At 58.8% G+C, this 19,216-nt stretch carries 17 protein-coding genes; 13 read left to right on the top strand and 4 right to left on the bottom strand.

The annotated features are described in order from the left end of the window. Positions 1–130: 130 nt before the first annotated feature. From ACOYNV_RS08785 to ACOYNV_RS08745, 9 genes are all read left to right on the top strand, one after another. Positions 131–1,054 (top strand): branched-chain amino acid ABC transporter permease, encoded by a 924-nt coding sequence (locus ACOYNV_RS08785; RefSeq protein WP_422899387.1) that lies wholly within the window; start codon positions 131–133, stop codon positions 1,052–1,054. Then, positions 1,054–2,163, top strand: coding sequence for an ABC transporter permease subunit (locus ACOYNV_RS08780; RefSeq protein WP_422899386.1), 1,110 nt, complete (start codon positions 1,054–1,056; stop codon positions 2,161–2,163). The genes ACOYNV_RS08785 and ACOYNV_RS08780 overlap by 1 nt, the downstream gene beginning before the upstream one ends. Then, positions 2,160–2,330 (top strand): hypothetical protein, encoded by a 171-nt coding sequence (locus ACOYNV_RS08775; protein ID WP_422899385.1) that lies wholly within the window; start codon positions 2,160–2,162, stop codon positions 2,328–2,330. Before ACOYNV_RS08780 ends, ACOYNV_RS08775 begins: the two co-directional genes overlap by 4 nt. After that, positions 2,327–3,094, top strand: a complete 768-nt coding sequence (locus ACOYNV_RS08770; protein ID WP_422899384.1) for an ABC transporter ATP-binding protein — start codon at positions 2,327–2,329, stop codon at positions 3,092–3,094. Before ACOYNV_RS08775 ends, ACOYNV_RS08770 begins: the two co-directional genes overlap by 4 nt. Beyond that, on the top strand, positions 3,087–3,791 hold the full coding sequence (locus ACOYNV_RS08765; RefSeq protein ID WP_422899383.1) for an ABC transporter ATP-binding protein: 705 nt from the start codon (positions 3,087–3,089) through the stop codon (positions 3,789–3,791). The genes ACOYNV_RS08770 and ACOYNV_RS08765 overlap by 8 nt, the downstream gene beginning before the upstream one ends. Before the next feature lie 257 nt (positions 3,792–4,048). Continuing rightward, positions 4,049–5,044: an HAD family hydrolase gene (locus ACOYNV_RS08760; RefSeq protein WP_422899382.1), complete on the top strand. Its 996-nt coding sequence runs from the start codon at positions 4,049–4,051 to the stop codon at positions 5,042–5,044. 19 nt (positions 5,045–5,063) lie between these two features. Continuing rightward, a complete protein-coding gene (locus tag ACOYNV_RS08755) occupies positions 5,064–6,443 on the top strand; it encodes a ribulose-bisphosphate carboxylase (protein ID WP_422899381.1) in 1,380 nt (459 codons plus the stop codon). A 117-nt stretch (positions 6,444–6,560) separates the two neighbouring features. Next, a complete protein-coding gene (locus tag ACOYNV_RS08750; RefSeq protein ID WP_422899389.1) occupies positions 6,561–7,364 on the top strand; it encodes a CbbQ/NirQ/NorQ/GpvN family protein in 804 nt (267 codons plus the stop codon). A gap of 82 nt (positions 7,365–7,446) precedes the next feature. Then, a complete protein-coding gene (locus ACOYNV_RS08745) occupies positions 7,447–9,759 on the top strand; it encodes a nitric oxide reductase activation protein NorD (protein ID WP_422899380.1) in 2,313 nt (770 codons plus the stop codon). 140 nt (positions 9,760–9,899) lie between these two features. Here the strand turns inward: ACOYNV_RS08745 and ACOYNV_RS08740 are convergent, their stop codons facing one another. Continuing rightward, the gene (locus ACOYNV_RS08740) at positions 9,900–10,811 is read right to left on the bottom strand and encodes a LysR substrate-binding domain-containing protein (RefSeq protein ID WP_422899379.1); all 912 of its coding nucleotides are present in this window, start codon (positions 10,809–10,811) and stop codon (positions 9,900–9,902) included. Between the two features lie 118 nt (positions 10,812–10,929). On the opposite strand from ACOYNV_RS08740, the gene ACOYNV_RS08735 reads away from it, so the two are divergent. Together ACOYNV_RS08735 and ACOYNV_RS08730 are read left to right on the top strand one after the other, a co-directional pair. Beyond that, on the top strand, positions 10,930–12,006 hold the full coding sequence (locus ACOYNV_RS08735; protein ID WP_422899378.1) for a class 1 fructose-bisphosphatase: 1,077 nt from the start codon (positions 10,930–10,932) through the stop codon (positions 12,004–12,006). 80 nt (positions 12,007–12,086) lie between these two features. Beyond that, entirely contained in the window at positions 12,087–12,962 is an 876-nt protein-coding gene (locus tag ACOYNV_RS08730; RefSeq protein ID WP_422899377.1) for a phosphoribulokinase, read from the top strand. 129 nt (positions 12,963–13,091) lie between these two features. Here ACOYNV_RS08730 and ACOYNV_RS08725 read toward each other — a convergent pair whose 3' ends face one another. Further along, the gene (locus ACOYNV_RS08725) at positions 13,092–13,727 is read right to left on the bottom strand and encodes a DedA family protein (RefSeq protein WP_422899376.1); all 636 of its coding nucleotides are present in this window, start codon (positions 13,725–13,727) and stop codon (positions 13,092–13,094) included. Between the two features lie 62 nt (positions 13,728–13,789). Here ACOYNV_RS08725 and mutL point away from each other — a divergent pair, with 62 nt between their 5' ends. Both mutL and miaA read left to right on the top strand, forming a co-directional pair. After that, positions 13,790–15,601 carry a DNA mismatch repair endonuclease MutL gene (gene mutL / locus ACOYNV_RS08720; protein WP_422899375.1) on the top strand — a complete coding sequence of 604 codons (1,812 nt, stop codon included), beginning with the start codon at positions 13,790–13,792 and terminating at the stop codon, positions 15,599–15,601. Continuing rightward, entirely contained in the window at positions 15,598–16,572 is a 975-nt protein-coding gene (miaA, locus tag ACOYNV_RS08715; protein ID WP_422899374.1) for a tRNA (adenosine(37)-N6)-dimethylallyltransferase MiaA, read from the top strand. Before mutL ends, miaA begins: the two co-directional genes overlap by 4 nt. 278 nt (positions 16,573–16,850) lie before the next feature. Here the strand turns inward: miaA and ACOYNV_RS08710 are convergent, their stop codons facing one another. Together ACOYNV_RS08710 and ACOYNV_RS08705 are read right to left on the bottom strand one after the other, a co-directional pair. Further along, on the bottom strand, positions 16,851–17,768 hold the full coding sequence (locus ACOYNV_RS08710; RefSeq protein WP_422899373.1) for a hypothetical protein: 918 nt from the start codon (positions 17,766–17,768) through the stop codon (positions 16,851–16,853). Beyond that, positions 17,761–19,038, bottom strand: coding sequence for a DNA cytosine methyltransferase (locus tag ACOYNV_RS08705; RefSeq protein WP_422899372.1), 1,278 nt, complete (start codon positions 19,036–19,038; stop codon positions 17,761–17,763). Before ACOYNV_RS08705 ends, ACOYNV_RS08710 begins: the two co-directional genes overlap by 8 nt. Positions 19,039–19,216 lie beyond the last annotated feature (178 nt).

Raw genomic sequence — 19,216 nt, 5'->3', positions numbered from 1 at the left:
GCCCTCACCGCGCTGCCGCGCACCCTCTCCCGCGGGAGAGGGCTGGGGTGAGGGCCAGCGCTTGAGGATTCATTGATTGTGTTTATCCATATTGACTGACTACAAGTAGCATTTCAGGCGCCTCCTATCGATGGATATTTTCATCCAGCAAATCATCAACGGCCTCGTTCTCGGCAGCATCTATGCGCTGGTGGCGCTGGGTTATACGATGGTTTACGGCATCATGGGGCTGATCAATTTCGCCCATGGCGAAGTGGTAATGATCGGTGCCATGGTCGCTTTGACTGTTATCAAGCTGCTGGCCGACAGCGGCCTGCCGGTGTTCGTCATCATTCTGGTCGCCCTCGCCGCATCGGTGACGGTGTGCATGGCGGTTGGCTTCAGCATCGAGCGCATCGCCTACCGGCCCTTGCGGCGCGCGCCAAAACTGGCGCCGCTGATCACCGCCATCGGCGTTTCGATCGTTTTACAGAATCTCGCGATGCTGGTCTGGGGACGCAACTACCACGCCTTTCCGCCGATTCTGCCAAGCATCAACCATGATGTTTTCGGCGCGACGATTACCAGCCTGCAAGTGGCCATCGTGCTCATCGCCGCCCTGATGATGACCGGCCTGATCGTGCTCATCCACCGCACCCGGCTCGGCCGCGCCATGCGCGCCACCTCCGAAAACCCGCAGATCGCCCAATTGATGGGCGTCAACATCAACCAGATCATCTCGCTCACCTTCGTCATCGGCTCGGCGCTGGCGGCGGTGGCCGGCCTGATGGTCAGTGCCAACTACTCGATAGCCCACTATTACATGGGCTTCATGCTCGGCCTGAAAGCCTTTACCGCCGCGGTACTCGGCGGCATCGGCAACATCGCCGGGGCGGTGCTCGGCGGCATTCTGCTCGGTCTGATCGAGTCGCTCGGCGCCGGCTACATCGGCGACCTGACCGGCGGTTTCCTCGGCAGCCACTACCAGGACATCTTCGCCTTTTTCGTGTTGATCGGCGTGCTGGTTTTCCGCCCCTCGGGGCTGATCGGCGAAAAAGTATCGGAGCGCGCGTGATGACGTTTGTAACTGCGCTGGAAAACTTCCGTCACGACAAACGCGCGGCCATCGCCGCCACCGTGCTCATGGGCATCGTGCTCGCTGCCCTGCCCTTCATGATCGGCAACCATCTGGGCAATTCCTGGCTGCGCATCGTCGATTTCGCCTTGCTCTACATCATGCTGGCGCTTGGCCTGAACATCGTGGTCGGCTTCGCCGGACTGCTCGACATGGGCTATATCGCCTTTTATGCCGTCGGCGCCTATCTCTATGCGCTGCTCGCCAGCCCGCAATTCGGACTGCATTTTCCGGTGTGGGTGATCATCCCGGCCGGCGCCGCGCTGGCCGGGATTTTTGGCGCCTTGCTCGGTGCGCCGACGCTGCGCCTGCGCGGCGATTATCTGGCCATCGTCACGCTGGGCTTTGGCGAGATCGTGCGCATTTTCCTGAACAACCTTAATTCTCCGATCAATATCACCAACGGGCCGCAAGGCATTTCCGGGATCGATCCGATTCACCTCGGCGGCATCACGCTGGCCAAGCCGGTCAGCTTTCTCGGCTTCACCATTCCCTCGCTTCACGCCTACTACTACCTTTTCCTGGCCCTCGCCCTGTTCATCGTATTCGTCACCATCCGCCTTGAAAACTCGCGCATCGGCCGTGCCTGGGTGGCCATCCGCGAGGACGAAATCGCCGCCAAGGCCTGCGGCATCAACACGCGCAACATCAAGCTGCTGGCCTTCACCATGGGCGCCAGCTTTGGCGGCGTCGCCGGCGGTCTGTTTGCCGGCTTCCAGGGCTTTGTCAGCCCGGAGTCGTTCAACCTGATGGAATCGGTCATGGTGCTGTGCATGGTGGTGCTCGGCGGCATGGGCAACATTCCCGGCGTCATCCTCGGCGGCATCCTGCTGACCATCCTGCCGGAAATCTTCCGTCACGGCGCCGGCCCGGTGCAACTGGCCCTCTTCGGCAAGATCCTGCTCGATCCCGAAGCCCTGCGCATGCTGCTCTTCGGCTTGGCGCTGATTGTCGTCATGCTCTACCGACCAGCCGGGCTGTGGCCATCAACGACCCGTCGGCGCGAGTTCAAGGGCGAATCCATCGACGTCATGAAGGAGGGTGAATGAAGCTAGAAAAAGCAGTTGACCACAGCGGACAGCGCGAAGCCTCCCTGAAGAGGGACGGCGAACACGGCGAAAAACCTCAGGTTTTTCTGTTTTTACGCTGTCCCTCTTCAGGGAGGCTTCGCGCTGTTCGCCGTGCCGCCGTGGTTAAACAGAGTTTTTCAGGATGAACAACCTCCTTGAAGCGCGCGCCGTTGCCAAGCACTTTGGCGGCGTAAAAGCGCTGAGCGATGTTTCGCTGACCATCCGCCAGGGCGAAATTTATGGCCTGATCGGGCCGAATGGCGCCGGCAAGACGACCTTCTTCAACGTCCTCACCGGCCTATATCACCCCGATGGCGGCGACCTCATTTTCGCTGGCGAAAAGCTGCAGGCCGACGCGCCGCACAAGGTGGCCAAATGCGGCATTGCGCGCACCTTCCAGAATATCCGGCTGTTCGGCAACATGACGGCGATGGAAAACGTCATGGTCGGGCGCCATGTGCGCACGCACGCCGGCGTGCTTGGCGCCGTCCTCTGTGACCCGCGCACCAGGCGGGAAGAAGCGGCCATCCGGCAACGCGCCGAGGAATTGCTGCATTACGTGAATATCGCCGACCGCGCCGACGATCTGGCGCGCAACCTTTCCTACGGCGACCAGCGCCGGCTGGAAATCGCCCGCGCGCTGGCCACCGATCCGAAACTGCTGGCGCTCGACGAACCGGCGGCCGGCATGAATGGCACCGAGACCGGAAATCTGCGCGTGCTGATCGAGGGCATCCGCAAGGATGGCATCACCGTCCTGCTCATCGAACACGACGTCAAACTGGTGATGGGTCTGTGCGACCGCGTGGCGGTGCTCGACTACGGCGAAAAAATCTGCGAAGACGTGCCATCGGTGGTGCAAAAAGACCCGAAGGTCATCGAAGCTTATCTGGGAGGCAGCCTTGCTTGAGGTAACCGGACTACGCGTCTCTTACGGCGGCATCCAGGCGGTGCGCGGCATCACCTTCCATGTCAATCAGGGCGAGATGGTGGCGCTGATCGGCGCCAACGGCGCCGGCAAGACGAGCACGCTCAAGGCTTTATCCCGCCTGCTCAATGCCTCGGGCGGCAGCGTGCGCTATTGCGGCAAGGAAATTTCCGCGCTGCCGCCGCATCAACTGATCTCGGAAGGCATCGCGCTGGTGCCGGAAGGGCGCGGCGTTTTTCCGCGCATGAGCATCGTCGAGAACCTGCTGATGGGCGCTTACACGCGCCGCGACAAGGACGGAATCGCCGCCGACAGCGACCACGTTTTCTCGCTTTTTCCCCGCCTCAAGGAACGTTCGCAACAGTTGGCCGGAACCCTTTCCGGCGGCGAACAGCAGATGCTGGCCATCGGCCGCGCGCTAATGAGCCGCCCGAAACTGCTGCTGCTCGACGAACCATCGATGGGCCTGGCGCCGCTCATGGTGCAAAAGATTTTCGAGGTCATCCGCACGGTGGCTGATGAAGGGATGACCGTTCTGCTGGTCGAACAAAACGCCAAGCTGGCGCTGGAAGTGAGTCAACGCGGTTATGTGATGGAAAGCGGCGAGATCACGCTGACCGACCAGGCCGCAAAACTGCTGGCCAACCCCAAGGTGCGCGAGGCGTATCTTGGGGAGTAGTGCACCTCTGCAAGCCGCACCAACAGGCGTTCTACAGAGATGCACGCCAGAGATCAATTGAATACGCCACTCTTCAGGCTAATGGCTTGTAGAACGCCTATTGACGAGGTCTACAGACTCGCAAATAAATTGGCAAGCGTGCAACTTGCACAGCACCTTTTGAAAATCAAAAGCTAATCATAAATCAAACAAAGTTTAACTTTTAATAATGACTCTCTCCTCCTAAACTTGGCAGACTTCAACCCAGGCGAAAACCAATGACGCTCAACTGCCAGACTGAACGCGACAGATCGGAGAGAACACCGCCAGCGTTCAGCGGCACGCCCTTGCAGGCCGTCATCTTCGACGTCGACGGGACACTGGCCGAAACAGAGCTTGCTGGTCACCGCGTGGCATTCAACCGGGCGTTTCATCAATACGGCCTTGACTGGTACTGGTCGCGCGAGTTGTATGGCGAATTGCTCGCCGTCACCGGCGGCAAGGAGCGCATTCGTCTTTACCTTGAAAGGTACGCGCCAGCGTTGCTCAGTCGGGTTGACATCGACAGCTGGATTGCCGGCTTGCACCAGCTCAAGAGCGGGATTTATTCCGAACTGGTGCTGGCTGGCTCCATTCCGCTGCGGCCGGGTGTCGCCCGGCTGATTAACGAACTGCGCGCGGCCGGTATACGCATCGCGATCGCCACGACGACCACGCCGTCCGCTCTGCTCAGCCTGATCACGGCAAATTTCAAGCGGGAAATGACGTCGCTGTTCGAGGTGATCGGAGCCGGCGATAGCGTCGCCAACAAGAAGCCTGCGCCGGACGTCTATGCGTGGGTACTGCAGCAGATGGGGCTTTCACCGGAAGCCTGCCTGGCTATCGAGGACTCCTTTCCCGGTCTGGCCTCCGCACGCGCGGCTGGCGTGCCGACGCTGATCACGGTCAACTCCTATAGCGCATTGCAGAACTTTGATGGCGCTTTGAGCGTCGTATCGGATCTAGGCGAGCCGAATGCGCCGGCTCATCACCTGGACGGATTGCCGCTCGACGGGCCATGCGTCGACCTGGCGCAACTACGCACCTGGCATCGACAGTATTTGGAGTACATTGCTGCCAACGCTCTGCCCTCACCCCCGACCCCTCTGAGGGAACTACTAGCCATTCGACTATGCTGCCAAAAGACGGCAGCCAAGTCGCTGGTTATCCCGCAGGGCGAGGGGAGATTCGCGAGTCGCTCGCGCGACTTTCAGACGACTTTGAACTTTTCCTGAACCAAAAACGGAGACAATAATGGATCAATCGAACCGCTACGCCGACCTCAGCCTGAAGGAATCCGACCTCATCAAGGGTGGCAGGCACATCCTGGTGGCGTACAAGATGAAGCCCAAGGCGGGCCATGGCTATCTGGAGGCGGCGGCGCATTTTGCGGCGGAATCGTCCACCGGCACCAACGTCGAAGTATCGACCACCGACGACTTCACCAAGGGCGTCGACGCGCTGGTTTATCACATCGACGAAGCCAGCGAGGACATGCGGATCGCCTACCCGATTGATCTGTTCGACCGCAACATCACCGACGGCCGCATGATGATCGTCTCCTTCCTGACGCTGGTGGTCGGCAACAACCAGGGCATGGGCGACATCGAGCACGGCAAGATTTACGACTTCTACATGCCCGAGCGCGCCATCCAGTTGTTCGACGGCCCGGCCAAGGACATTTCCGACATGTGGCGCATCCTCGGTCGCCCGATCAAGGACGGCGGCTATATCGCCGGCACCATCATCAAGCCCAAGCTCGGCCTGCGCCCCGAACCGTTTGCCAATGCCGCCTACCAGTTCTGGCTTGGTGGCGACTTCATCAAGAACGACGAACCGCAGGGCAACCAGGTGTTCTGCCCGGCCAAGAAGGTCATCCCGCTGGTGGTCGACGCGATGAAGCGTGCCCAGGACGAAACCGGCCAGGCCAAGCTGTTTTCGGCCAACATCACCGCCGACGACCACTATGAAATGTGCGCCCGCGCCGACTTCATCCTCGAATCGTTCGGGCCCGACGCCGACAAGGTAGCTTTCCTGGTCGACGGTTTCGTTGGCGGCCCGGGCATGATCACCACGGCGCGCCGGCAGTACCCCAACCAGTACCTGCACTACCACCGCGCCGGCCACGGCATGATTACCTCGCCGTCGGCCAAGCGCGGTTACACCGCCTTCGTGCTGGCCAAGATGTCCCGTCTGCAGGGCGCCTCCGGCATCCACGTCGGCACCATGGGCTACGGCAAGATGGAAGGCGACCAGTCGGACAAGATCATCGCCTACATGATCGAGCGCGACGAGTGCCAGGGTCCGGTCTATTTCCAGAAGTGGTACGGCATGAAGCCGACCACGCCGATCATTTCCGGCGGCATGAACGCGCTGCGCCTGCCCGGCTTCTTCGAGAACCTCGGCCACGGCAACGTGATCAATACCTCCGGCGGCGGCGCCTACGGTCACATCGACAGCCCGGCTGCCGGTGCAATTTCCCTGCGTCAATCCTATGAATGCTGGAAGGCCGGCGCCGACCCGATCGAGTGGGCCAAAGGACACAAGGAATTCGCCCGTGCCTTCGCATCATTCCCGAAGGATGCCGACCTGCTGTTTCCGGGCTGGCGTGACAAGATCGGCGCGCATAAGTAAGCGCAATCATTTACTTCCGTCATTCCGGGCTTGACCCGGAATCCAGTAGTGCACCTCTGGATTCCGGGTCAAGCCCGGAATGACGAGGGTTTGATACCTTTTGATCCGGATAAAGCCATGACCGCCAAAGAGCAATACAAGGTTCACAAGGAGCCCTTCTATCAGCCCCAGGGCAAGGAAGTAGAGTTGTACGAGGCGGCCTATGCCGCTCGTCTGCCGGTGATGGTCAAAGGGCCGACCGGCTGTGGCAAGTCGCGCTTTGTCGAATACATGGCGTGGAAGCTGGGCAAGCCGCTGATCACCGTGGCCTGCAACGAGGACATGACGGCCAGCGACCTGGTCGGCCGCTACCTGCTCGAAGCCAACGGCACGCGCTGGCTCGACGGCCCGCTGACCACGGCGGCGCGCATCGGCGCCATCTGCTATCTCGACGAGATCGTCGAGGCGCGCCAGGACACCACCGTGGTCATTCACCCCCTCACCGACCACCGGCGCACGTTGCCGATCGACAAGAAGGGCGAACTGATCGAGGCGCATCCCGACTTCCAACTGGTGATCTCCTACAACCCCGGCTACCAGAGCTTGATGAAGGATCTCAAGCAATCGACGAAACAGCGCTTCACCGCCTTCGATTTCGACTACCCCGAGGCGACGCTGGAAACGAAAATCGTCGCCATGGAAACCGGCATCGACGAAGCGACCGCAGCGAGTCTGGTGAAGATCGCCCAGACCGCGCGCAACCTCAAGGGCCACGGTCTCGACGAGGGGATTTCGACGCGTCTCGTGGTCTATGCCGCGCTGCTGATCAAGGGCGGCGTCGATCCCAGGGATGCCTGCCGCATGGCCATGGCGCGTCCGATCACCGACGACGCCGACATCCGCGCGACGCTCGATCATGCCATCGACGCTACCTTTGCCTGATCCGTCATTCCGGCGAAAGCCGGAATCCAGTGGTGCACCTCTGGTTTCCGGGTCAACCACAGAATGACGGCTTTTTGAGAACATGACAGCGATCACCGGACTGCGCCTTGTTGCCGACGCCCGCAAGCAGGCCATGCTCAATCCGCAGATCCAGACCTGGTGGGAGGAAATCGATTGCGGTTTTCAGCCGGTGGCCGACGTTTTCGAGGAGTGTGTCAACGAGGCGCTGAGCACCTTTTCCAGCGAGCAGATGCAAGCCTACCTGGAGGCCGCGCGCTTTCTCGGCAAGCTTGGCCGCGGCCCGGAGCCGATGCTGGCCTTCCTTGAGAAATGGCCGAGTGTCACCAGCAGCATCGGCGGCGGCGATGTGTTGCCAGCCGTCATGAACTTCGTGCGCATACTGCAGAAATCACCGAACAGCAAGGCGATCACCCCCTTGCTGCAAACCCTGGCCGCCGTCGCCCGCCGCCTGCAGTCGCCGCAGCAACTGCAGTTCTATCTCGACATCGCACAGAACCTGATGGTGCGCACCTCAGGCTCGATCCACGGCCACCACACGACCTTCGCCAGCCCGGGGCTACCCGAATTTTTTGCTCAGGCACCGTTCCTCCTCAAGCTGCTGTCGATGGCCGGGCTGAAGAACTGGGTGGATTACGGCATCCGCAATTACGGCGAGCACCCGGATCGGCAGATCGACTACTTCAAGCTGCAATCGGCCGACAGTCGCGCGGTGCTGCAGCGCGAACGACACGGCACGCTGTTCGCCGATGTCGAACGACAGCTCGACCTCACCCTGCGTGCCCTGTGGCGCGACAGCGATCAACTGGTGCCGTATTCAACCGCCTTCGATGAGTTGTGCCAACCGCCGCGCCAGCCGCTGCCCTACTACGACAAACTCGGCCTGCGCGTGCCCGACGTTTTCGACGACAGTAACGGCATCAGCGGCATCGACCGCTACCGCGCCGTGCTCGCGCACATGGTCGGCCACCGGCGCTGGAGCCAGCCGCAGATCGCCGACAACTGGAGTCCTTTCCAGCGCATGGCCGTGGAATTCTTCGAAGACTGCCGCGTCGATACCCTGCTGATTCGCGAATATCCCGGCCTGCGCCGGATCCTCCTGGCGCTGCATCCGAAGCCGGTCGAAAATGCCTGCGACCCGGAAACCACCTCGTGCCTGCGTCACCGACTGGCGATGCTGTCGCGGGCGCTGCTCGATTCCGATCATGGCTATACGGATCACCATCTGCTGGAGTTTGCCAAGCGCTTTCACGCGCTGCTCGCCGAGGGTGAATCGAGCACCAGGGAGATCGCCAGTCTGGCGCTTAATTACGTTACCAAAACGCGCCGGCAGAGCGACCAGTTGGCCAAAGTGTATTTCGACAACACGGTGATCGACTACCGCGACGACAATCGCCAACTGTGGCAATTCATCGAGGAAGGTGACGAGGAAGAATCCTTCGACGCCGAGCGCAAACCGGAACCCGGCGAAACGCCACACGGCCTGCCGCCGCGCCACTATCCCGAGTGGGACTATCTGAGCCAGACCTACCGCCCGGACTGGACGAGCGTTTATGAAACGCTGCACCCGAACGACGACGCCGCCGACATCGACAAGCTGCTGCTCAAGCACAGCGCGCTGGCCAAGCGCCTGAAGCGGCTGTTCGATCTGCTCAGGCCGCAGGACAAGGTGCGCATCCGCTTCCAGGAAGAAGGCACCGATCTCGACCTCGACGTAGCCATCCGCTCGCTGATCGACTTCAAGAGCGGCGTTACCCCGGACCCGCGCATCAACATGAGCCATCGCACCAACGGCCGCAACATCGCCGTGATGCTGCTACTCGACCTCTCCGAATCGCTCAAGCAGAAAGTCGCCGGTGGCGAGCAGAGCATCCTGCAACTGAGCCAGGAAGCCGTTTCGCTGCTTTCGTGGGCGGTAGACGCGCTGGGCGACCCGCTGGCCATCGCCGGTTTCCACTCCAACACCCGGCACGACGTGCGCTACCAGCACATAAAAGGCTACAGCGAAAAGTGGGGCGACGAGGTCAAGGCCCGGCTCGCGGCGCTCGCCGCCGGCTACTCGACGCGCATGGGAGCCGCGGTTCGCCACGCCGCGCACTACCTGGAACACCAGAAAGCCGACAAGAAACTGCTGCTGATCCTCACCGACGGCGAACCCGCCGACGTCGACACCCCCGACCAGCGCACGCTGATCGAAGACGCCCGCCAGGCAGTGAAGGAACTGGACAGCAAGAACATCTACACCCACTGCATCAATCTCGACCCGCACGCCGACGACTACGTCAGCCAGATATTCGGCCAGCGGTTTACGGTAATCGACAATATCCAGCGCCTGCCGGAAAGGCTGCCGCAGCTATTCCTGGCGTTGACCAAATAGGTGCCATGCAAGCCTTATGGATAGGCGTTCTGCAACTGGAATTCCTATAAAGCCAATGAATACGCCACTCTTCACGGCATCGATCTGTAGATCGCCTATTCATGCGGCTTTCAGGAAGTCCTATACGTTTCTTCCTTTCCTCAAGCCAGCTTCTTCAGATAATCCGGGGCAAATTCGAGGACGAAATCCCAGAATGCGCCGAGCGCCGGGGTCAGCCGTTTGCTCTTGTGGCGCACCAGGAACCAGCGACGCATCACCGGCGTTCCTTCGACCTTGAGCACGGTCAAGCGGCCGGCGCTCAGTTCGAGTCCCAGCGTGTGTTGCGAGATGAAGCTGATGCCCAGCCCGGCGACGACGGCCTGCTTGATCGCCTCGTTGCTGCCCATTTCCATGCCGATGCGCGGCTTGATCCCGTGTTGAAGGAAAAACTCTTCCATCGCCGAACGGGTGCCGGAGCCAGACTCGCGCACGATCATCGCCTCCGTGGCGATATCCTTGACGGAAAGGCGAGCGCGCCCGGCCAGCGGATGACCCGCAGCGGCGATGATGACGAGTGGATGCGGTGCAAAACTCACGGCTTCGGCGTCCATATCCGCCGGTGGGCGCCCCATGATGGCCAGATCGACCTCGTTGGAGATGAGTACGCGGCTGACTTCCTCCCGGTTATCGACCAGCAGGCGCACGCGAACATCGGCGTGCTCCTTGCGAAACTCGGCGAGCAGCCCGGGGGCAAAGTATTCGGCGGTACTGGTAACGGCAATCGCCACCCGTCCGCCCTTGAGCCCTTTCAATGCCATCAGCGATTCGTCGGCATCCTTCAGCGATTGCAGTATCTGCCGGGCGTGATCGAGCAAAATTTCGCCGGCTTCGGTCAGAAAAACCCGCTTGCCGATTCGATCGAACAGCATGGTTCCGAATACTTCTTCCAGTTGTTTGATCTGCAGAGAAATGGCAGGATGCGTAAGATGCAGTTTCTCTGCCGCACGGGCAAACGACAAGTGGGTGGCAGCCACCGAAAAGATCTGGAGCTGGCGGATTGTGGCGTTTCTCATTGATTACTCTTTGCTAAACAATTTACACATAACGTTTAACTTGTGATTTTCTATTACACCATTAGAATCTGCTCACTTATGGTGTTGGCAAGACATTTATTTTCCGGGGTACCTCTACATGTTATTCGGACGAACCAACGTAAACAAGTATCTGGTTGAGGAGCAGCGCCGCGTTCCTGCGATTGCGGGCGACTTTTCAATGCTCATCAGCGACGTCGTGCGCTCGTGCAAAGCCATTGCGCAGGTGGTTTCGCGCGGTGCGCTGGCCGTTCTGCCCAGCGCTGAAGCGAGCCAGAACGCGCCGGGTGAAACGCAGAGGACACTCGACATCTTGTCCAATCAGGCTTTCATCAAGCACTGTGAGTGGGGCGGTCATCTGTCATCGATGTCCTCTGGCGAAATGAAGGATATTTATCCGATTCCGGCCGAAAAGCAGCGCGGCAGGTACCTGCTGGCGTTCGAACCGCTTGATGGCGCGTCGAACATCGACGTCAATCTCACGGTTGGCAGCATTTTTTCGGTGATGCGTTGCCCCGACGATTGCCACGAACCTTCGGCCAGCGACTTTCTGCAGCCCGGCTGTTGCCAGCTCGCCGCCGGCTATGCCATTTACGGCCCGTCGACGATGCTGGTGCTGACAGTCGGCAACGGGACGCATGGCTTTACGCTGGATCGCGATATCGGTGAATTCCTGCTGACCCACCCCAATCTGCAAATTCCGGCCGAAACCCGGAATTTTTCCATCAACGCCTCCAACGAGCGCTTCTGGGAACCGCCGATCCGCCGTTACGTTGAAGAATGCCTGGCCGGGCAGACGGGCGTTCGCGAAAAGGATTTCAACATGCGCTGGGTAGCCGCGATGGTTGCCGACGTGCATCGCATCCTGATGCGCGGCGGCGTGTTCATGTATCCGCGCGACACCAAGGATCCAGACAAGCACGGCTACCTTGAACATATTCACCGGGCCAACCCGATGGCGATGATCGTCGAACAGGCCGGCGGCCTGGCCTCGACCGGCTACGAGCGGATCGGCGACCTGGTTCCTTCCAGCCTGCATGAACAGATACCGGTCATCCTCGGCTCACGCGACGAAGTCGAGCGTATCGACCGCTATCACCGCGAATATGTAAGCGGCGAAGATATACCCTTCAGTTCGCCCCTGTTTGCCACCCGCACACTGTTCCGCGCAGGGTGATCGGCGCAGCGGATTCTGGATTCAGAATTTAGAATTCAGCACTCCCCGAACAAATTTTTCAAAAACACTGGAGAAGCCTCATGTCGGTCAAACACCCCATCATCGCCATTACCGGCTCGTCGGGAGCGGGCACCACCTCGGTCACGCGATTCTTTCAGAACATTTTCCGGCGCGAGAAAATAAACGCCGAGATCATCGAGGGCGACAGTTTTCACCGCTACGACCGCGCCGCGATGAAAGCCAGGATGGCCGAACTGACCGCCCTCGGCGACAACCATTTCAGCCACTTCGGTCCGGAAGCCAATCTGCTGGCCGAACTGGAAGACCTCTTCCGCGAATATGGCGAAACGGGTGGCGGCAAGCGCCGCTACTACATCCACGACCAGGACGAGGGCAAGCGCCTCGGCGCGGAGCCGGGCACGTTCACCGAATGGAAAGACTTGCCGGAAGGCTCCGACGTGCTGTTTTACGAGGGCCTGCATGGCGCCGTCAAGACCGACAAGATCGATGTCGCCAGCCACGTCGACCTGCGCATCGGCGTCGTGCCGATCATCAACCTCGAATGGATACAGAAGATTCATCGCGACAAGGCGCAACGTGGCTACTCCACTGAAGCGGTGATGGATACCATCCTGCGCCGCATGCCGGACTACATCAATTACATCTGCCCGCAGTTTTCGGAAACCCACGTCAATTTTCAGCGCGTACCGACCGTAGACACGTCGAACCCGCTGATTGCCGAGGACATTCCGTCGCCTGACGAGAGCTTCGTGGTGATCCGCTTTGCCGACCCGCACGGCATCGACTTTGCCTACCTGCTGAGCATGCTCCACGATTCGTTCATGTCACGGCCAAACATCATCGTCTGCCCCGGCGGCAAAATGGGCCTGGCCATGCAGATCATCTTCACGCCGATGATCATGCAGGTAATGGACAGGAAACGCAGGAAACGCTGAGGTTAAAAGCATTTACCACGGCGACAGCGCGAAGCCTCCCTGCAGAGGGACGGCGGGCACCGCGGAAAAACAACAAATCTGAAGGTTTTCGCCGTGCCCGCCGTGTCGCCGTGGTTATTTTCTGGCTTCCTACGCTTTTCGGTGCTGCAGCCAGCCGATGAACAGTGGAACCATTGAAATCACGATGATGCCCACAATCACCACCGTCAGATTCTGCTGCACCCACGGCAGGTTGCCAAAAAAGTAGCCGACCAGCGTCAGTGAGCCGACCCAGCCAATCGCACCGATCAGATTGTAGAAGGTGAAGCGCGTATAGGTCATCGCGCCGATGCCGGCGACGAAGGGCGCAAAGGTGCGGAATAGCGGCAGGAAGCGCGAAATCACCAGCGTCTTGCCACCGTGTTTTTCATAGAAGGCATGCGTCTTCTGCAGCGCCACCTTGTTGAAAAAGCGCGAATTCTCCCATTGAAAGACCTTCGGCCCGAGAAAACGGCCGATCTGGTAATTAAGCATGTTGCCCAGTGCCGCCGCCGCGATCAGCACCGCGACCAGCACGCCAAGATCCATCCCGCCGAGCGCCGCCAGCGCACCGGCGACGAAAAGCAGCGAATCACCGGGCAGGAAGGGCGTCACGACAAAGCCCGTCTCACTGAAGATGATGGCGAAAAGAATGGCGTAGATCCAGGTCCCGTACTGCTGCACCAGCAGGGCCAGATGCTTGTCCAGATGCAGGACGATGTCGATGAAGTATGCGAGGTATTCCATGTTGGCGAGCGCTCAAGGCAAAGGCGCGATTCTACCGGAAGCTTGGCCGGTATAATTCGCCCATGTCCGAATCGCCCGTTCTCTCGCCTAAAATCCACCTGCTGCCTGACCTCCTGATCAGCCAGATCGCCGCCGGCGAGGTCGTCGAACGCCCGGCTTCGGTGCTCAAGGAATTGCTCGAAAACGCCCTCGATGCCGGCAGTTCGACCATCCAGATCCAGCTTGAGGAAGGCGGCGTCAAGCTGATCCGCGTCAGCGACGATGGTTGCGGCATCGCGCAGGACGAACTGGCGCTGGCGCTCACTCGCCATGCCACCTCGAAAATCGCCTCGCTTGACGACCTCGAACGCGTCGCCACGCTTGGCTTTCGTGGCGAAGCGCTGGCCTCGGTGGCCGCCGTGGCGCGCGTCACGCTGACCAGCCGTCAGACCAGATCAGCCCACGCCTGGCGGCTCAGTCCCGAAACTCACGCGACGCCGGAACCGGCCGCGCTGCTGGCCGGCAGCGTCGTCGAAATGCGCGACCTCTACTACAACACGCCGGCACGCCGGAAGTTCCTCAAGTCCGAAGCTACCGAATTCGCGCATTGTGCCGAAGCCGTCAAACGTATCGCCCTGGCGCACCCCGCTGTGGCTTTTACGCTTAGCCACAACGGCCGCGTCAGCCTGCACCTGGCAAAAAGCGATGCGCGCGGCCGCGCCGGCGCCATTCTCGGCGACGACTTTCTCGCCGAATCACGCCCGGTCGATACCGGCATCGGGCCCGGCATCCGCGTTTTCGGCCAATGCGCGCTGCCCGCCCATTCGCGCGCACGCAGCGACGCCCAATACTGCTACGTCAATGGCCGCTTCGTGCGCGATAAACTGCTCAGCCACGCGCTGCGCGAGGCTTATCAGGACATGCTGCATGGCAGCCGCTTTCCCGCGTACTGCGTTTTCCTCGAAATCGACCCATCGACGGTGGACGTCAACGTACATCCGGCGAAAACCGAAGTCCGCTTCCGCGACGGGCGCGCTGTGCATCAGTTTGTCTTTCATGCTGTGCAGCGGACGCTCGCAAGCTCGCTGGCTAGTGAACTGGGCATGCCGAGCGCGAACCAAGACAGCACGTCCTTTGCCGTCCAAGCCACCGTTGATCACACCACTCGCCCGACCTTTTCAAGCGCACCTCGTCCATCCTTCGCTAACTGGGCACCGCGACAGGAATCATTGCGGGTCAGCGAATCAGCCGTATCTTCCTATTTCGATCTGGCCCAGTCTGCCCAATCGACCCCGGCGAACGGTGGCGAAGCGCCGCCGCTTGGCTATGCGCTCGCCCAACTGCACGGCATCTACATCCTCGCCCAGAACGCCCAAGGGTTGATCGTCGTCGACATGCACGCGGCACACGAACGTATCCTCTACGAAAAGCTCAAAAACGCCCTCGACGGCCAGCAGGTGGCAATGCAAACGCTGCTCATCCCGGCCGTCTTCGCCGCCGAAGCGCTTGATGTCGCCGCCGCCGAAGAACATGCCGAAACGTTCCACAAACTCGGCTTCGACCTTGCGCCGATGGGGCCTGCGCAACTCGTCGTGCGCGCCGTACCCGCACTTCTGCAAGCGGCTGACCCGGCTGCGCTGGCTTGCTCGCTGCTCGGCGAACTGCGCGAACACGGCATCACGCAAATGATGGCGGCCCGGCGCAATGAACTGCTCGCCACCATGGCCTGTCACGGCGCTGTACGCGCCAGGCGACTGCTGTCGATACCGGAAATGAACGCCCTGCTGCGTCAGATGGAAGAAACCGAACGTGCCGATCAGTGCAACCACGGCCGGCCAACCTGGACACAGGTATCGGTGGCCGAACTCGACCGCCTCTTTCTGCGCGGCCGATGAGCGCAAGACCACTGAGACCACTGCCGCCAGCGATCCTGCTGATGGGCCCGACCGCCAGCGGGAAAACAGCCGTGGCGATGGAACTGGCGCGGCGTTTTCCCGTTGAACTGATCAGCGTCGATTCGGCGCAGGTCTTTCGTGACATGAATATCGGCACAGCCAAGCCCGACGCTGCCACCCTCAAGGCTTTCCCGCATCACCTGATCGACCTGATCAGCCCCGAAGAATCCTATTCGGCCGCCCGGTTCTGCGTCGACGCCTTGGCCGTAATGGCCGACATCAGCGCACGCGGGAAAGTGCCGCTGCTCGTTGGCGGCACCATGCTCTACTTCAAGGCGCTGCTCGAAGGCCTTGCCGATCTTCCGCCAGCCTGCCCGGAGACCCGCGTCGATATTGACCTACAGGCCACCGCCCACGGCTGGCCAGCGGTACACGCCGAGCTGGCCAAGGTCGATCCGGAAACCGCAGCCCGCTTGCACCCCACCGATGCGCAGCGCATCCAGCGCGCACTGGAGGTATTTCGCCTTTCCGGTCGTCCACTGTCGGCGCTACATGCCGAAGCCAGGAACCAGTTCCCTCCCTACGAATTCCTGAAACTCGGCCTGCTTCCCTCGGAGCGTAGCGTCCTGCACGCACGCATCGCCGAACGTTTTGACGCCATGCTGAGTGCGGGAATCGAAGGGGAAGTCGAGATGCTGCGGGCAAAGTACCACTTGAATCCCGACCTGCCGTCGATGCGCTGTGTTGGCTACCGGCAAATATGGGAAGTACAGGACGGACTGGCGCCACGTTCAGAAATGCGCGACCGTGGCATCTACGCCACGCGCCAGTTGGCCAAGCGGCAGATCACTTGGCTGACCAACACACTCAAGCCGGAGACTTTCGATTGTCTGGCGCAGCATCTACTCGCACAGATCGAAAAGCGCGTGGCTGAAACACTCACAGAAAAAAACAGGACGTCCCTTTCCTGAAAGCCAGAAAACAAGAAAGCCCATGTTTTGGGTTACATGGGCTTTCAGGAATTCTACCTTGGCACACTAGGCCAAGGTTATCGGCTTTTCGCCGCTAGGGTTGATACTCAATCATCTTTAAAGAGCGGTAAGAGGAAAGAACCATAAACTCCCCAGATAGTTCGGCTGGTGCTACTACTTCTCACTGGACTCACCGCAGATCACAGTGCAATACCAATATAGCCCATGGCGCGGGAAAAGCCAGGACAGAAAAATTCTGCCAAGCGAATTTTTGCGAGTTATTTTTCCCCGAGCGCTACTCGAATAGCCTTTTCATACGCTCCAGCTTCCGGCAAATTTGTAGGCGAACTAAAGGCGATCGAAACTTGTTGAATCGTGGTGGTTTTTGGTTTCAATGCTTTAAGCGCACGCGTAACACCTGCGCGATCAGGCTCGCAAAGCTGAATTGGTAAAAATGTTAGCGAGTTATTCTTCAGTGGGTAATCTGCCAACTCGCTACCAAGCCGATCCATGATTTTGTTAAAAACCCCATCAGGACAGGCGAAGAATAAGCCGCTTTGACAAAGCGATTCACGTTCAAGTAAATGCCCTTTGTAGATTAGCTGGGGAAGAATTCGTTTGTTTACATTCTCCCAGTTTGGCCCAGCAGATTTCCCGATATGTTCAAGTCCACTCAAGATCGCTTCACGTTCAGCGCGATAGCAACCAATTGTATCCATCGTTTGAACTTCCAGCGCGGCGAATTCAACAAGCTTTTTCTTCGCGTCAAGACGAGCAAGAATCCAATCGACAAAAAAACCGCTACTTTTTCGGCCTCTGATTGGGCGGCCAGGCACCTTAAGTTCGCCACCCCAACCCTTACCGAATACCGCGACCACGTTTTTTCGAGCCGAATGATTTGCGATTTGCCGACCATCGACCAATTTAACAGCAGTCATTTTGAATGCAAGTTTGGCTACGGTTGACAGTAAAGCATAGTTGTCGGCATACAAACGAATCGGACAAATGACGACCGGACCACCATCTTTATCAGTGATCGCGCATACTCCTGATCGAATACGATTACTTGCGCTACCGATTTGTTTTGAGCAAGGCCCACCAATGCTCGGGCATATTTGCTCTTTGCATGCAGTGACAGCAGCGACTGATTTATCGTTTGGCGAGTAGCCAAACAACTCAAAAATTTTCTTAGCCATGCGCGGCCACTGTAGTTGCCGCAGCCGTGACATTGCCCTCCAAATGCTCCCTAACTGATTTCGCAATAGACTTTGCCATCAATACAGGCACCGCATTACCGACCTGCACATATTGCGAAACGCGTGAACCTAGGAAACGATAGTGGTCAGGAAAAGATTGGAGCCGTGCTGCCTCCCTAACGGAAAGTGTCCGATCCTGATCCGGCAGGAATACTGTGCCCCAATGTGGGTCACACTTTGTCAGTACTGTGCCAGAGAGACCGTCGAAACTAAGCCGGCCATAACGTTTGGTATGGTCAGACTTGCGGGCTTGCTGCATTCCTAGCGGCAGCAGATGGTGCGGTATATCACGCCATGACCCACCGGGTGGTACATGTTGCATACGTTCAATATTTTGTTTTGAAAGTTTCGCAGCAACGTGATTGAAAGTTACGCCATCGGGGTTTCTTAAGCGCAATGCATAGCGGCTATTGGCATCAATTGTGTATCCAACTTCTTCCGCGCCCTCGCCCATATTCAGTCGCGGTAGATCACGAATGGCTTCGCCAACAGTAACAGAAGGTGCCAGCCGTTTTGCTTCTGCTGCACCTATTTGCATGGTCAAAGAACCACCGCCGCGAAAATTTGCGCGCCCCTTAGCAAAGTGTGTCGGTAGTGGGTGATTGATTTCTCCTGTCATGGAGCCGAGCAAAATTAGCCGCCAGCGTTCCTGTGGAATGCCATAGTGAGGACCAAACAGAATTTTCACAGACAACTGGTATCCAAGCTCATTAAAAACTTGAAGTATTTTATCGAAGACTGCGCCATCAGCCATCGACAACAAACCCGGCACGTTTTCGAAAACAAATGCTTTAGGCGCAAATTCCTCCACGAATCTTGCATAGTGTTTAAACAAGCTGTTTCTGGGGTCGTTCAGAAATCGACTGGGCGCATTAATTGAAAAGCCTTGGCATGGTGGGCCGCCGACCAAAACATCCAGACTCCCTTGCTGAACACCCAAGGAATGCCGCAGGGTTGCGGCATTTACCTCCTCGATAGATTTGCACTCGGCGCGAGTCGTTGGATGATTATGACGGAATGTGTCGATCGCTTCGGACATCCGGTCGTTTGCGTACAGACAGTTATAGCCCGCTTGATGAAATCCCTGGGTAATACCACCGGCACCGCAAAAAAGATCGATTGTTGAGAGCGGCGCGATATATGGCCTGACAGCAGGCTCAGATGCAACAAGTCGAATACTCTTGTTTTTTGTCGAATGCCTAATTTCCATTTTCACTCCCACTGTTTAAATATTCAGTGTTTTAATAATAAGCGAGAAGTATTGAATACGTCAAAAAAAGGGGCTGAAAATGCGAATAATGAATCGGGAACGAAACCAAATTAACCATGAAGTTTTACAGCCATCCTAGGATTTTCGTTAAATAGCGCGTCAAAAGATACCTCGCGTG

It is taken from the genome of Propionivibrio sp., assembly GCF_049316945.1.
GTDB lineage: Bacteria > Pseudomonadota > Gammaproteobacteria > Burkholderiales > Rhodocyclaceae > Propionivibrio.
Note: the sequence above shows the minus strand (reverse complement) of the source record. Positions and strands in the feature narration are given on the sequence as shown.

Bases quoted from the DNA above. Each gene is read 5' to 3' on its own strand.
- ACOYNV_RS08785 (WP_422899387.1), top strand. From the start codon at position 131: ATGGATATTTTCATCCAGCAAATCATCAACGGCCTCGTTCTCGGCAGC.
- ACOYNV_RS08780 (WP_422899386.1), top strand. From the start codon at position 1,054: ATGACGTTTGTAACTGCGCTGGAAAACTTCCGTCACGACAAACGCGCG.
- ACOYNV_RS08775 (WP_422899385.1), top strand. From the start codon at position 2,160: ATGAAGCTAGAAAAAGCAGTTGACCACAGCGGACAGCGCGAAGCCTCC.
- ACOYNV_RS08770 (WP_422899384.1), top strand. From the start codon at position 2,327: ATGAACAACCTCCTTGAAGCGCGCGCCGTTGCCAAGCACTTTGGCGGC.
- ACOYNV_RS08760 (WP_422899382.1), top strand. From the start codon at position 4,049: ATGACGCTCAACTGCCAGACTGAACGCGACAGATCGGAGAGAACACCG.
- ACOYNV_RS08755 (WP_422899381.1), top strand. From the start codon at position 5,064: ATGGATCAATCGAACCGCTACGCCGACCTCAGCCTGAAGGAATCCGAC.
- ACOYNV_RS08750 (WP_422899389.1), top strand. From the start codon at position 6,561: ATGACCGCCAAAGAGCAATACAAGGTTCACAAGGAGCCCTTCTATCAG.
- ACOYNV_RS08745 (WP_422899380.1), top strand. From the start codon at position 7,447: ATGACAGCGATCACCGGACTGCGCCTTGTTGCCGACGCCCGCAAGCAG.
- ACOYNV_RS08740 (WP_422899379.1), bottom strand. From the start codon at position 10,811: ATGAGAAACGCCACAATCCGCCAGCTCCAGATCTTTTCGGTGGCTGCC.
- ACOYNV_RS08735 (WP_422899378.1), top strand. From the start codon at position 10,930: ATGTTATTCGGACGAACCAACGTAAACAAGTATCTGGTTGAGGAGCAG.
- ACOYNV_RS08730 (WP_422899377.1), top strand. From the start codon at position 12,087: ATGTCGGTCAAACACCCCATCATCGCCATTACCGGCTCGTCGGGAGCG.
- ACOYNV_RS08725 (WP_422899376.1), bottom strand. From the start codon at position 13,727: ATGGAATACCTCGCATACTTCATCGACATCGTCCTGCATCTGGACAAG.
- mutL (WP_422899375.1), top strand. From the start codon at position 13,790: ATGTCCGAATCGCCCGTTCTCTCGCCTAAAATCCACCTGCTGCCTGAC.
- miaA (WP_422899374.1), top strand. From the start codon at position 15,598: ATGAGCGCAAGACCACTGAGACCACTGCCGCCAGCGATCCTGCTGATG.
- ACOYNV_RS08710 (WP_422899373.1), bottom strand. From the start codon at position 17,768: ATGGCTAAGAAAATTTTTGAGTTGTTTGGCTACTCGCCAAACGATAAA.
- ACOYNV_RS08705 (WP_422899372.1), bottom strand. From the start codon at position 19,038: ATGGAAATTAGGCATTCGACAAAAAACAAGAGTATTCGACTTGTTGCA.